Source organism: Corallococcus sp. AB011P (assembly GCF_003611605.1).
Classification (GTDB): domain Bacteria; phylum Myxococcota; class Myxococcia; order Myxococcales; family Myxococcaceae; genus Corallococcus; species Corallococcus coralloides.
Genome location: NZ_RAVX01000001.1, coordinates 1141487 through 1154583 on the forward strand (window position 1 = coordinate 1141487; position 13097 = coordinate 1154583).

The window sequence follows — 13097 nt, forward strand, 5'->3', positions numbered from 1 at the left end:
GGTTGGCGCGGGGACTTCAGTTGCTCAAGCAGACCCACTTGTTGGCGGGGATCTCCTGACAGAAGCACTCGCCAAAGGTGCCATTGGCCCACTGGCAGCCCGTGATGCCCCCCGGAGAACAGCGGCGGGTCTGGAGCGTCTCACAGCTGTTGACGAGCTCGGCGGAAGCCTGACCGGGCTGCACACCGCTCTCGGCACCGTCCGTCACTTCAGCGCCGCCACAGCCCATCCCGAAGATGGAGACGACGGCGAACATCGCGAATCCACGAAGCAACATGTGACACTCCTTTTCGCTGGTGAGGTGCTGATGCAACAGCGGACGAGAGTGTCGGTCAAGGTTTACCCGGAAAGCCGCGATGTCACTGAAAAGCTACGCGCGGAGCGGTCTCGGCGTTTGCGGTTGTGTGTGTGATGGACAGCTTCGCGGTGTACCGGCCGGTCGCGTCGGGCACGGGCTGGACGGTCAGCACGCCGGTCCAGGGCTTGTCATCGCGGCCGCTGAACGTCCAATCACTGCTCAGCTGTGAGGCCGGGCCGGCGGCCGCGGGACTGACGCGCGTCCAGCGTCCCTTGGCTTCGAATTCCTTCCCGGCGGGGTCCATCACCTGTCGCGCGCTCAGTCGGGTGGCGCCCTCGAGCAGTCCCGCGCTCGCCAGGATGAAGGCGCCGCTGCGGACGGACAGGGTCTGAGCGGCCCGGGCGCTCTGGTCGGTCACCCACTCCAGGGTCGTGACACTTCGCTGCGTGTCCGCCAACTACCAACTGCGACGCCGGCCTCGTGCTCACGCGCGAGCCGCTGCTTGCCTGCACGCTTCCTCAGCCCTTTGAGCACCAGGCGGAAGCGCACAACGCCGCGGGCCTCGACTTCTTGTGTGACGGGAAGAATGAGCCCGTCCTGGCACCGGGCTTGAAGCACGCATCCGCACGTCGGGGTGCGTGTAGGTGTGATTTCTCTCCGATGCGTCTTGCTCGGGTCAGGGGCGCACCCGAAAATGCCGCCCCATGCGTTTAATCCTGATGGCAGTGCTGTGTGCCTCCGTGTTGACGGGGTGCAAGAAGGACGACTCGAAGGCCGGAGCGCTGAACGTCACCATCGGCTACAGCGGCTTCACGCGCGGATGCGTCACGGTGACAGCCACGGACGCGGACAACGCGGGGAACACGAACAGCCTCGCCGTGGCGATCCCCGGCAAGACGCCGGGCACCGTGTCGGTGGCGGTGTACCGGAAGAAGGACTGGGGCCGCGTGCTGAGCGTGACGACGCAGCTGCATGAGGTCGACTGCTCGGGTCCCGTGGTGGGCGACCCACAGGAGATGAAGGCGCAGGTTCCCGAGGAAGGCACGCAGGACGTGTCCTTCACCGTGAGGGCCATCGATGGGGATGGGGACGGCTACTTCAGCAGCGCCGACGCGGAAGGTGTCGTCAGCGGCACCGACTGCGATGACCGGGAAAGTGCGGTGAACCCCAAGGCCACGGAGGTGTGCAACGGAAGGGATGACAACTGCACCCTCGGGGAGTCGGACGCGGTCGACAAGAAGGTCTGGTTCGTGGATGCGGATGGGGACACCTACGGAAGCTCCCAGGTGGAGGCCTGCACCCGGCCTGCCGGGGCCGCCGACAGAGGCGGTGACTGCAACGACGGCGATGGGCAGGTCCGCCCGGATCGAGCGGAGTTCCGCTGCGATGACAAGGATGACAACTGCAATGGCATGAACGACGAGGATTTCGACGTCGGCGATGATTGCAAGGATGAGCTCAAGTGCTCGGGCAAGGTCGCGTGTGCTTCCACGCCGAGCCAGACGTCCTGTGCGCGACTCCCGACTGAGAATCCGGTGGCCTGGTACGTGGACGGCGACGGCGACGGTTCCAAGGGCCAGGACGTGGGGCTGGGCTGTGAGTCGCCCGTGGAGGGCGGTGTTCTCCAACCCGAGGACTGCGATGAGAGCTCCGTCTACGTCCGGCCCGGGCTGCCGGAGCTCTGCGACCGGCTGGACAACAACTGCTCCAATGCCGTGGACGAGGGGTGTGGCACCCTCGCTTGGACGACGCAAGCGGGCGTTGGAGGAACTGTGGACGTGACGGCCATCGCCCTTTACGACGAGGGCCGGAAGGCGTGGCTGGTTGGTGAGGACAAGCTCGTCCATTTCGACAGCACGACCGGCGAGACGACGTCGTTTACGAGACCTTCCTGCAAGGGGAATTGGAAGGCGGTGTGGGCGTCCGCGAGCGGGCGCGTCTTCGCCGTCGGGGATGCAGGGAGGATGACGACCCGGGGCCCCGACACCTCCGATCAGGAGTGTTTCACTCCCACCGCGCCCGGCTCAAACAATCAGACGACGCTGTATGGCATCACGGGTATCGAGCAGATCAAAGACCCCACTGTCTATGTGGTCTCGAGCCAGGGCAAGACCTTCAAATGGGTAGAGCCCTACAACCAGCTCAGCAGGGATCTGACTGAGTTCGGCACTGTTCCCGCCAACCTTCGTGCGGTCGCGAGCGGCGGGTCCGAGGACACATTGCTGGCCGTGGGCGGGGATGGAACTGCCAAGGCAGTTGCCTACCGCTATGACACGGCAAGCTCCTCGTGGCAGCCGGACCTCCAGGGCGGAGCCTTCGACGGACAGCTCAGGGGCGTCCATGTCACGGATGGCCGCTTCGCCTACGCGGCAGGCGAGAATGGACTGGTCCTCAAGAGGAGTGGAGGCGTCTGGACCTCCTTGCCTACCGTCTTCGAATCCAATGGAACAACGAAGGCCGGCATCCGGGACGTCCTTGCCTTCAGTGAGAAGGGCATCTACGTCGCCACCAGTGAAGGGAGGATCCTGTTCTACGACGGATCGACGTGGACCACCGCGTATCCAGGGGGAACCTCGCTGTCCTCGCTGGACGGCCCCAAACCCACTCGCATCGTGGCCGGGGGAGCCGGTGGCACCCTTGTGAGCTTCACGGCTCCCGCGCCGCCGGTGCCCTGAGCCACCCGAGACCGGGAGTACCGGCCTCGGAGGTCGGCGCTCCCGGCCTCCGGGGCTCAATCCCGGGCCTTGCGGCCGCGCCAGAGCCGCAGCGTGGCGAGCAGTCCCAGCACCGTCAGGCCCCCTCCCGCCTGGGTGCAGCCGCTCTTGGCCGGGCTGTGGATGGGCTCCTCGTCCACGGGGTCTCCGACAACGCCCGTGCCCCCGTCGGCGCAGCCCGCGGCCATGCACCGCGTGGGGCAGCGGAGCTCGAAGTCCACGCTCAGCGGCGGCAGCGTGAGGTCCGCGTGCTCCAGCGTTCCCTTGAGCGTGGCCTGATGACGTCCGGGCGTGAGGCCCATGTTGGGCGGCGGCGGGTTGTACGCCTGGCAGACCGTGTAGAGGGACAGCAGCTGCCGCCTGTACTCGTACTTGTGGCTGTCCGGGTTGTCCTCGCCCGTCGAGGTCAACCCGTGGTGATTGGCGAACGACCAGGGCTGCCCGTCCACCTCCACCTCCCAGTGCACCCAGGGCAGGAACGGCACCAGCTCCGGCGACGGGGTGAAGCGCAGCGTGGTGGCCTCGCCTTCCTGCGGGCTTCCGCAGTTCGAGTCTCCGAACACGGGGAACACCCCCTGGCTCGGCGTGTCCACGCTCAGCGTGCCCAGGGTCGTGGGCAGGGGCAGCTCCGGGCCCGCGGTGAAGGTCGCGGACTGCGTCTGCGTGTCCTGGAACTGGCAGAGGCCCTTCGCCTCGATGCGGTACTGCGTGCCCGGCACGAGCGGCGCCTTCGGGACCACGACATGTGTCCTCCGGTCGCCATTCGCCAGCGTGAAGGGCACCGGCGTGCCATCCGACTGGAGCAGCCGGAGCGTGGAGACGTCCGTGTTCTCCAGGAGCGGCGGCACCACCACCAGCCCGGGGACGTTCGAGGGAACCGTGCCGCCGTCCTCGGGGAGCGGGAAGCGGACGTCGACGAGGCAGTTGGGCGCGACGCACGCCTCCGCGGAGGGAGGCGCGAGCGCCCCCAGCCCCAGGAGGAACATCCCCACCGCGCCCCATGTCCAGGTGTGTCCGTGCATTTGCTTCATCAGACACGGGAGCCCGGGACGTTGGGACATCGCTCAGGGACGATTCGTGCGCGGCATGCGTCGCCAGAGCCGGAGCGTGGCCAGGAGCCCGAACGCCGCGAGGCCTCCGCCCGCCTGGGAGCACCCCTCGGTTCGCGGAGCCTTGGGCTCGGGCTCTTCCTTGGGGCACGTCAGCTCGAAGGAGACCTCCAGGGCGGGAAGCGGCGTGGGGGACTGTTCGAGCACCGGACGCAGCGTGGCCACATGCCTTCCGGGCGCGAGCCCCTGGTCCGTGGGGGGCGGCTGTTGCCGAGGGAACTCGCAGACCGAGTACACGGTGAGCAGTGCATGCGGGTACTGGAGCCGGTTCAAGAAGCGGAGAGTGCCCGCCGGCTCCACCGCGCCGTGCGGTGCGGTGGCCCAAGGCTGCCCATCCACTTCCAGCGTCCAGTGCACCCACGGCAGGAAGGGCACCAGCTCCGGTGCGGGTGTGAACGCCAGCGTCACCTCGCTGCCCTCCACCTCCGTCGAACAGGAAGCGCCGCCATGGACCGGGAAGGATCCGTGCTGCTCGGGTCCGGCTTGCAGGGTCCCCGACGTCGCGGGAAGCGCGACCGCCGGGCCCGCGGTGAACGTCGTCGCCGCGGCGTTCTCTTCCTCAGAAGCTCCCGGGCATGGGCTGTAGCCCTCCAGCCGATAGCCGGTCCCCGGCACGAGCGGCGCCGCCGGGACGAGGACCCCGCTTCCGCGAGGGCCTGACAGGAGCCGTGCCTCCACGTCGGCGCCATCCTCCGTGCGCAGGCGCAGACTCCCGCTGTCGACGGGGGGCCATCCAGGCGACGCCATCACCAGCGCCGGCACGTTCGCGGGCACGACCGCGTCCGCCGGCATCGGGAAATCAATCCATCGGGGGTAGCAGGGCACTCCGCTGCACGCCTCCGCGGAAGGGGGCAGCACCATGCCCCCTCCGAACAAGAACGTCCCCACGCCCAGGGCCTTCCAGCCGTGTGTCTTCATGGCGCTTGAGACACGCGGGGCCGGAGGATTGGGACAAGGCGTTCGCGGGATGCGCCGGTTCGGATGGGACCGCGACCGTTCAGTGCGCGGGGCCGACCGTCCGGCCCGAGGCGCCACGATGCGGCCCTGCCCGCGACGGAGACTGCCGCGCATGCGACGCAAACTCGTGCTGCTGGTGCTGGCCGTGGCGGTGTGGCTGCCAGCGCTCCACCTCCTGTTCCGGCCCCGCGACCGGGAAGCGCTGACGGCGGCGCTGGCCCTTCGCCAACGCGCGTTCTCGCTCCAGGAGTCGAGCGCGGAGCGCGACGTGCTCCACCGCTCGAACCCGGAGTGGGACCTGATGGTGCGCACCTTCTCCGTGCTGTCGTTCGCGAACCTCGCGTTGTCGGAGCCCGCGCGAAGGGCGGAGCACCTGGCCGTCGTGGACGCGCTCATCGCCCGGACGCTGCGAGACGAACGGCGGGCGCACGAGGCCTTCTTCCTGCCCTACGTGCACGCGGGCCCCTTCAAGGACCCGGCCGGGCGCAGCCTCTTCGTGGACGGTGAGCTGGCGTTGATGCTCGCCGCGCGCCAGATGGTGGAGAAGCGCGCGGACTACACGCCGCTCCTGCGCGAGCGTGTGGACCTCATCGCCGGACAGCTGGAGCGCGCGCCGGTGCTCGCGGCGGAGAGCTATCCGGACGAGGGCTGGACCTTCTGCAACACGGTGGCGCTCGCGGCGCTGCGCCTGTCGGACAGGGTGGACGGGCGGGACCATGGCGCGCTCCTGCGCCGGTGGGTGGCCTCCGCGCGGGAGAACCTGTCCGACAGTCGGACCGGTCTGCTCGTGTCCAGCTTCACCTATGAAGGCGTGACGAAGGATGGGCCGGAGGGCTCCACGCTGTGGCTCGCCGCGCACATGCTCCAGGTGGTGGACGCGGACTTCGCGAGCGACCAGTACCAGCGGGCCCGCGCAGCGCTCCTGGGACAGGCGCTGGGCTTCGCGTGGGCGGGGGAGTGGCCAGAGGCGGCGGAGGCGGTGCAGGACATCGACTCCGGGCCCACGATTCCGTGGGTGAACGCGAACGCGGGCTCCAGCGGGCTCGCGCTCGTGGGGGCGGCGGCGTTCGACGACGAAGCGGCGCTGGACGGGCTGCTCACGAGCCTCCACTTCGCGGCGTTCCCGGTGCACGACGACACCGGCTTGCGCTTCGCGGCGGGCAATCCGCTCGCGGACGCGGTGCTGCTGTACGCGCTCGTCGAAGGACCTCTCTGGCGTCTCGCGCGGGCGCCGCACCTGGAGGCGCACCGATGATGCGACACCCGTATGTCATTGCCGCGCTGGGCATCGGCGCGCTCTTCCTGGCGCTGCACCTGGGCGGAGGCCGTGAGTCCGTGGGCGTGCTGTCCGGGACCGTCGTGGGCGGTCCCTGGAGCATGGGCTTCGGAGTCCTCTATGCGCTGTCCTGGTTCGGCGCGGTGCTGGCCGCGCCGGTGCTGCTGCTGGCGGGGCTCGCGGACGTCCTGCTCGGCCGCGTCCTCCATGCGAGGCGTTGAGCGCCGCTTCAGCGCTGGTACAGCGTGCCGCCCTTCATCACCCACCGCACCTTGCGCACGGCGCGGATGTCCTGCGTGGGGTCGCCCTCCACGGCGACGAGGTCCGCGAAGAGCCCGGCCTTCACCTGCCCGATGCGGTCCTCCCAGTGCAGCATCCGCGCGTTGCCGGAGGTGGCCGCCTGGAGCGCCTGCGCGGGCGTCACGCCGCTGGCCACCAGCAGCTCCAGTTCGCGCGCGTTCTCCCCGTGCGTGAAGACGCCCGAGTCCCCACCCACGCACAGCGGCACGCCCGCCGCCAGCGCGGCCTTGAGGCCCTCGCGCTTCTTCTTCGCGGATTCGGGCTCCGGGTCCACGCCGCGCTTCCAGCCCCGGTACTGGAGCATGGCGTCGCCCGCCGCCAGCGTGGGGCACAGGAACACGCCCCGCTGGGCCATCAGCTTCCAGACCTCCGGCGTGCCAGCGTCTCCGTGCTCGATGCTCTCCGCTCCGGCCAGCACCGCGCGCTTCATGCCCTCCGGCGTGCTGGCGTGCACGGCCACCGGACGCCCGCCGCTCTTCGCCGTCTCCACGATGAGGCGCAGCTCGTCCAGGGAGAAGGTGGGGAGCGCCTCGCCGCGCGGGCCCCAGCGGTAGTCGCCGTAGACCTTGATCCAGTCCGCGCCGCGGCCCATCTGCCCGCGCACCGCGCGCGTGAGGCCGTCCACGCCGTCCGCCTCCTCCGCGCCCTGGGGCACCGTCCATTCGGACGCGAAGCCCTTGGGGCCGTAGCTGCCGGTGGCCACCAGCGCGCGCGTGGTGACGACCATGCGCGGGCCCGGGATGATGCCCTGGTCGATGGCCTGCTTGAGGCCCACGTCCGCGTCCGCCGCGCCCTCCGTGCCCAGGTCGCGCGTGGTGGTGAAGCCCGCCATGAGCGTCGCCTTCGCGTGGTTCGTGGCCCGCGCCACGCGCAGCGCCAGGGACTCCTTGAGCACCTGGTCGTTCCAGTTCGCCTCGTTGTACGGATGCAGGAACAGGTGCGAGTGGCCCTCGATGAGCCCGGGCAGCAGCGTCGCGCCGGGCAGGTCGATGACCTCCGCTCCCTCCGGCGCCTTCACGCCCTGCGACGGTCCCGCCGCGACGATGCGCTCGCCGGTGACGACCACCACCCAGCCCGTGTGGGGCTTGGGCGTGGTGCCGTCGAAGACGCGCGCCGGGCGCAGCACGTAGGAGCGGGCAGGGGCCTGGGCCCGCGCGGACGCGGAGCCGAGGACCCCGGACAGGACGGTGGCGAAGAGCAGGGCGCGCATGTGGGAGCGCAGTCTGCGCGCGTCGCACCGTCCGGGGCCATGGGTTCGTGGGGCAGGGGCCTTGGAGTGCTTTTCTTCGTGCACGCCGTCAGCTGGAGCGGGTTCCTGCGTCAGGGGGCCGGCTTTCGAATGCCGCATCGTTCTGCTGGGGGACCTTCATTGCATCGCTTGATTGTGCTCGCCGTGCTGCTGTGCGTCGCCTGTGGCGACAAGACCGACCCGCCCACCCACTCTCCGGATGCGGGCCCAGAAGGCCCGGCCACCCTCATCGTCCATTCGGACTGGTGGGACTTCGTCGCCGGCCTTGGCGACATGCAGGGCATCACCGTCCTCCTGGGGGACGGCAGCCGCTTCCGTCAGCCGCTGGGCCGCGACGGCATCGCGCGGTTCCATGACGCGGCCATCACCGGCCCTCAGGACATCACCGTCGTCATGGTGGGCGACGGCAAGGTGTGGGCAAGCACGACGCTGAACGTGGAGGGCACGGAGGTGTGGGTCCGCTCCGGCTTCGGCTCGCTCGCGGGCTTCCCGGGCAGCCGGCAGGCCACCCTCGCTGGCCGCGTGACGAACCTTTTGGGAAGACCGGCGCAGGTGCGCGTGGTGGGGAAGGGCTTCGCGGGCATCACCCACACGCAGGCGGACGGCACCTTCAGCGTCGACGTCCGGGGGGAGAACCCCGGCCAGGTGGCGCTGTTCGTCACCGACAACACCGACAACACCGGCCGGATTTCGGCCGTGGGACTGCTGCGGGACCTCGCAGTGGGAGAGGGGCGGACCACCCGCGGGCTGGTCATCCCCCTGGACCACCCGCTGGACCAGCGGCTGCCGGTGGAAGTGACGAACCTCCAGCCCTATGGGGCGCTGTCGAGCGCCACCGCCACCTTCACGCTCGGGTCGGAGTACCTCTTCACCACGAGCACCCCCGGCGCCACGCCCATCGAGGTCCCGGCCATGGCCCGGACGCCGCCGTTCGACACCGTGGACGTCCGCTTGTCCGCGACGGCGGGCAGCGATGAGCGGATCTCATCCGGGCGGGTGGTCGTGAACGCGCCGCTGGCCGCTGGGGGTGTCACGTCGCTGGCCCTGCCCGAGCCCGTGACGCTCACCTCGCCTGTGGCGGGCACGGAGGCGGCGCCCGGTTCGGGACCGCGCTCCGGGCTGACGCTGCGCTGGAGCGCCGACCCCGCCGTGCACAGCGTGACGATTCGCATGATTCCCCAGCAGGCGCCGGAGCTCGACTGGTACGTCACCGCCCCCGCGACCGTGGACAGCTTCACCCCCTTCATCCTCCCCGCGGAGGTGTCGCCGCTGCGGGAGCTCGGCGCGGGCCGCTACTTCGTGCAGTGGTCCTCCCGCTCCCTGGGGAAGGGCCACGGCTACCAGGACCTCTACCAGGCGGCCCGCCCGGTGTTCGAACCGGACTCGTGGAGTTCGAACACGTACGGCTACTCCGTCCTCCAGGACTGATGGCGCGCGCCCTGCCGCGTGCTGGCGTTACGGCGCCAGCGCGCGGAACACCTTGGTGTCGCCGTCGTAGTTGCCGGGGTTCCAGTACACCTTGTCCGCGCCGTCCCGGCCGTCGATGTCCGCGAGGAAGAAGTCCGTGTTCTCCGAGTTGCTGAAGCCCGTGTTGTCCATCACCGGGCTGCCCGCGAAGTTGCTGCCGGTGCTCGGGTAGATCTGCATCCGGCCCTCGCGGAAGCCCGGCCGCCAGAAGACCTTGTCCGCCTTGCCATCGCCGTCCACGTCCGCGAAGTAGAAGCGGGACGTGTCCACGCCGCTGGTGCCCGCCTCGTGCAGGAAGAACAGCGCGAACGCGCCCGCGCCGGTGGAGCGGTACACGCGCGTGCGGCCCCCTTCCTGCGCCGGATTCCAGAGGATGCGGTCCGCCTTGCCGTCACCGTCCACGTCCGCGAAGTACACGCGGGTGCCCGCGCTCGTGTTCGCTCCCGTCGTGCTCGTCACCGCGGCTCCGAAGGACACCGTGCCGTTGCACTTCGACACGAAGGTGTCGAAGGCGCCGGACTTCTGCGTGGGGTTCCAGCGCACCAGGTCCGCGCACCCGTCGCCGGTGATGTCCGCGAAGAAGAAGCGCGTGGCGTCGCTGGTGCTCGCCGCCTGGGTGACGGCCACGCGGTCGCCGAAGGTGCCGTCGCACTTCGCGGGGTAGATGCGCACCTCGCCGTCCCCCAGGTTGGGGCGCCAGAGGACCTTGTCCGCGCACCCGTCGCCGGTGACGTCCGCGAAGAAGAAGCGCGTGGTGGCGACCCCGCTCGTCGCGCCCGTGTTCTTCACCGCCGGGGCGAAGCCGCCGTCGCACTTCGATTTCGCCACCCACGTCTCGCCTTCGCCCACCGCGTAGTTCCAGGTGATGCGGTCCGCGCAGCCGTCACCGGTGACGTCCGCGAAGAACAGCTGCGTGCTGGTGGACGTGCCGCTGGGCGTCGGCGAAAGGGTGGAGCCCGCGGTGAAGATGGACGGGCGGATGGTCGCGAGCACCGGGTAGTGGTCCGACGGCGTGAGGCCGCCGCTCTCCGTCCGGTCGATGGCGGGCGCGGACGAGGTGAGCGCGCCCCCGTTGTGGAAGATGTAGTCCAGCCGCTGGTACTTCGTGGACGTGGAGCCGTTCCACGCGTTGTTGAACGTGGCGTCGTCCACGCCCGTCACGCCGTCGAAGCGCGCGGTGCGGAACAGCCGGGCCCCGCCCTCCAGGTCCGCGATGGTCGTCTCCCCCGGCGTGGACTGGCCCTGCGCGTCGGAGTTGAAGTCCCCCATGGCGATGACCGGCAGACCCCCGGGCTTCGTGGCCAGGAACGACGCCATCTGCTCGGCTTCCCGCAGCCGCCCCAGGGAGCACGCCGCCGCGTAGGCGAAGTGCGTGTTGGCCACGAAGTACACCTGACCGGAGGCCAGGTCTCGCAGGCCCACCCAGGCAATCTTCTTGCCCTCCGCGTGGCTGAAACATGTCTCGCTGGAGGCATAGGGATTCACGAGCGCCTCGTTGCCCTGGCCTACCTCCGGGGCAATCTCGAAGCGGCTCTTCTTGAAGAAGACGAGCTTCGGGCTGCCACCGCCCGGGTTGTAGACACCGTAGGGCTTGTCCGCGCCCGTGAGCCCCGCGATGAGGTCCGCGGGGATGCTGGGGCCGCCCGAGGGCGCCTGGGCCTCCTGCACGCCGACGATGTCCGCGTTGTTCGCGAGGATGCGCTGGAGGACCGCCGCCTTGCGGTTGGGCCACGCGCGCACGCCCGTGTCCAGGGGACCGCGCACGTTGTACGTCATCACCCGGAACGCCTGGTGGCCCGTCGCCGCCAACGCCCGCGACTGCCCGGGCAGCGCGTCAGGGGAGGACGGCGCGCCTCCGTCCGGCCCGCAGGCCACCAGCGGAGTGAACACCGAAAGCAGCGCGGCGGCGCGCGCGAGACGGGGACGGAAGCATCGCATGGATGCGATTATACATGGAAAACGAGAAATAGCATAAAATCCGCCAACGTGCTGTCTCGGCGTGGCTGTCTTACGGCGCACGAAAGGCCGCGCCCGGCCCGGGAGCCGGACGCGGCCTGGGGATGACTGCGATTGCGAGCTACTGGCGCACGACGCGCTTGAGCCGGAAGGGCGAGGGCGACTCGCTCATCGTGTAATAGGCCGTGCCGGTCGGGTCGTACTCGATGGCCTCGCCCTGGCCCTCCACGGTGTCCGTCAGGGAGACGGGCGTGGCGGCGAACGCGGTCTCGAAGGCCGCGCCGGTGGCGGCGCGGAACTCATACACCTTGCGGTAGGTGCGCAGCAGGAAGCGGTTGGCGCAGGGGTGGATGGCGCCGGACGTGGCGGCGCCGTAGTTGGTGTCCGTGGTGGTGGGCAGCGGGAGGTTGGCCACGAACACGAGCGTGCTCATGGTGCCCGGCGTGGGGAGCGGCTGGGGGAACTTGTAGACCTTGCTCGCGCCCGAATAGGACTTGGTGACGATGTAGATGTCGCCCGTGGTGGGGTGGACCATGATGGTCTCCGCGTCCTTGGGCGTGTCCGGGTACTGGAAGGGGAAGGCCTCGGCGGTGAGGTTTCCGCTCGTCTGGCCCGCGCCGATGTCGGGCTCCGGGATGCGGTAGACGGCGAAGGTGGACGGCGGCGTGGGGAAGTTGGCGCTCGAGCGGCCGATGTCGCCCATGTAGATGCACTGGCCCGCGGGGCACGGGCCGGTGGCGACGTCCTCCCAGTCCGCGGGCGTCACGTTGGACACGGTGAAGGTGCCCTGCGTGCTCGCGTCCGCGGTGCTGATGGCGACGATGGCGGTGGTGTCCTCGTTGTGCGCGTAGAGGACGCCCGGCGTGAGGCGGCTGGCGGCGATGCCGGACGGCTCCACCAGCGCGGTGGCCGTCACGGTGCCCTGGGTGGTGTACGCGGTGGAGAAGGTGTCCCCCACGGAGCAGGAGGCGGAGGCGTTGGCCGCGCGCAGCGCCACCACCTGCGCGGTGTTCGTCTCCGCGTACGGGGACGAACCGTTGAACGAACCCTGCGCACCCGCGGCGCCCAGGTCCTTGTGGGCCACGTTGTAGATGACGCCCGTGGACGAGGACACGAGGCAGGTGTCCACGGGCTCGGTGAAGCCCGCGGGCGGGACGATGGGGCTCGCCGGGCACGCGGCGCCGGTCCACAGCTGTGAGCCGAACCACACCGCGACGCCGTTGGCGGTGCTGGTGGAGAGGGCGGGCGTGTTGAAGCTGGAGGTGAGGCCGTTCTTCTGGCCCGTCTGCGCGTCGATGGGGTTGGCCGTGTCCACGCCGGAGAACGCGGAGATGCTGCCGGCCATGTAGCTGGCGATGTCGAGGGTGAACGCGTACGTGGAAGGCTCGGACGCGGTGGCGACCTTGTAGAAGATCCACGCCTTGAGCTGCGAAGCGCTCTGGTCCGAGCGCACCAGCGTCCAGCCCGCGGGCGGTGTCGCCACCGCGGCCACGTTGTTGCGGTTGATGATGCGAGCGAGCAGCACGTCACCCACCGCCGTGCCCGTGGGCTTCGCGATGCTCAGCGACGTGCGCGTGCTGCCGCCCGCCGTGGCGCTGCTCCGGTACGCGATGGTGGACACCGCCTGCCGGGCGGTCGCGACCTCCTGCTCGGGGAGGGAGGGAGCGTCCGCTTCCAGCGGCCCGCAGCCTGAGAGCGCGAGCAGAGACACCGAGCACAGCATGCGTGAAACATTCCGGTTGAAGAACGTCAAGGTCACTCCTGCCTGGGG

Annotated in this window: 11 protein-coding genes; 4 read left to right on the forward strand and 7 right to left on the reverse strand. The window is 69.9% G+C overall.

What is annotated here, in order from left to right; translation table 11 throughout:
* Window positions 1-16 precede the first annotated feature (16 nt).
* Both D7X30_RS04860 and D7X30_RS04865 read right to left on the reverse strand, forming a co-directional pair.
* A complete protein-coding gene (locus D7X30_RS04860; RefSeq protein ID WP_120561604.1) occupies window positions 17-277 on the reverse strand; it encodes a hypothetical protein in 261 nt (86 codons plus the stop codon).
* Window positions 278-359: 82 nt separating this feature from the next.
* Window positions 360-716, reverse strand: a complete 357-nt coding sequence (locus tag D7X30_RS04865) for a hypothetical protein (protein WP_147443110.1) — start codon at window positions 714-716, stop codon at window positions 360-362.
* 286 nt (window positions 717-1002) lie between these two features.
* Here D7X30_RS04865 and D7X30_RS04870 point away from each other — a divergent pair, with 286 nt between their 5' ends.
* Window positions 1003-2973 (forward strand): putative metal-binding motif-containing protein, encoded by a 1971-nt coding sequence (locus tag D7X30_RS04870; protein ID WP_120561606.1) that lies wholly within the window; start codon window positions 1003-1005, stop codon window positions 2971-2973.
* A gap of 56 nt (window positions 2974-3029) precedes the next feature.
* Here D7X30_RS04870 and D7X30_RS04875 read toward each other — a convergent pair whose 3' ends face one another.
* Window positions 3030-4034 (reverse strand): hypothetical protein, encoded by a 1005-nt coding sequence (locus tag D7X30_RS04875; protein WP_120561607.1) that lies wholly within the window; start codon window positions 4032-4034, stop codon window positions 3030-3032.
* A gap of 42 nt (window positions 4035-4076) precedes the next feature.
* Window positions 4077-5039, reverse strand: a complete 963-nt coding sequence (locus D7X30_RS04880; protein WP_147469227.1) for a hypothetical protein — start codon at window positions 5037-5039, stop codon at window positions 4077-4079.
* Between the two features lie 151 nt (window positions 5040-5190).
* Between D7X30_RS04880 and D7X30_RS04885 the strand changes: the two genes are divergently transcribed.
* Both D7X30_RS04885 and D7X30_RS04890 read left to right on the forward strand, forming a co-directional pair.
* Window positions 5191-6333, forward strand: coding sequence for a hypothetical protein (locus D7X30_RS04885; protein WP_120561609.1), 1143 nt, complete (start codon window positions 5191-5193; stop codon window positions 6331-6333).
* Window positions 6330-6575, forward strand: a complete 246-nt coding sequence (locus tag D7X30_RS04890; protein ID WP_120561610.1) for a hypothetical protein — start codon at window positions 6330-6332, stop codon at window positions 6573-6575. Before D7X30_RS04885 ends, D7X30_RS04890 begins: the two co-directional genes overlap by 4 nt.
* An 8-nt stretch (window positions 6576-6583) precedes the next feature.
* Here D7X30_RS04890 and D7X30_RS04895 read toward each other — a convergent pair whose 3' ends face one another.
* The gene (locus D7X30_RS04895) at window positions 6584-7864 is read right to left on the reverse strand and encodes an amidohydrolase family protein (protein WP_120561611.1); all 1281 of its coding nucleotides are present in this window, start codon (window positions 7862-7864) and stop codon (window positions 6584-6586) included.
* 159 nt (window positions 7865-8023) lie between these two features.
* On the opposite strand from D7X30_RS04895, the gene D7X30_RS04900 reads away from it, so the two are divergent.
* The gene (locus D7X30_RS04900) at window positions 8024-9331 is read left to right on the forward strand and encodes a hypothetical protein (protein WP_147443112.1); all 1308 of its coding nucleotides are present in this window, start codon (window positions 8024-8026) and stop codon (window positions 9329-9331) included.
* 27 nt (window positions 9332-9358) lie between these two features.
* Here the strand turns inward: D7X30_RS04900 and D7X30_RS04905 are convergent, their stop codons facing one another.
* Both D7X30_RS04905 and D7X30_RS04910 read right to left on the reverse strand, forming a co-directional pair.
* Window positions 9359-11308, reverse strand: coding sequence for an FG-GAP-like repeat-containing protein (locus D7X30_RS04905; protein WP_120561613.1), 1950 nt, complete (start codon window positions 11306-11308; stop codon window positions 9359-9361).
* A gap of 139 nt (window positions 11309-11447) precedes the next feature.
* Entirely contained in the window at window positions 11448-13079 is a 1632-nt protein-coding gene (locus D7X30_RS04910) for a cell wall anchor protein (protein ID WP_120561614.1), read from the reverse strand.
* Between the last annotated feature and the right edge of the window lie 18 nt (window positions 13080-13097).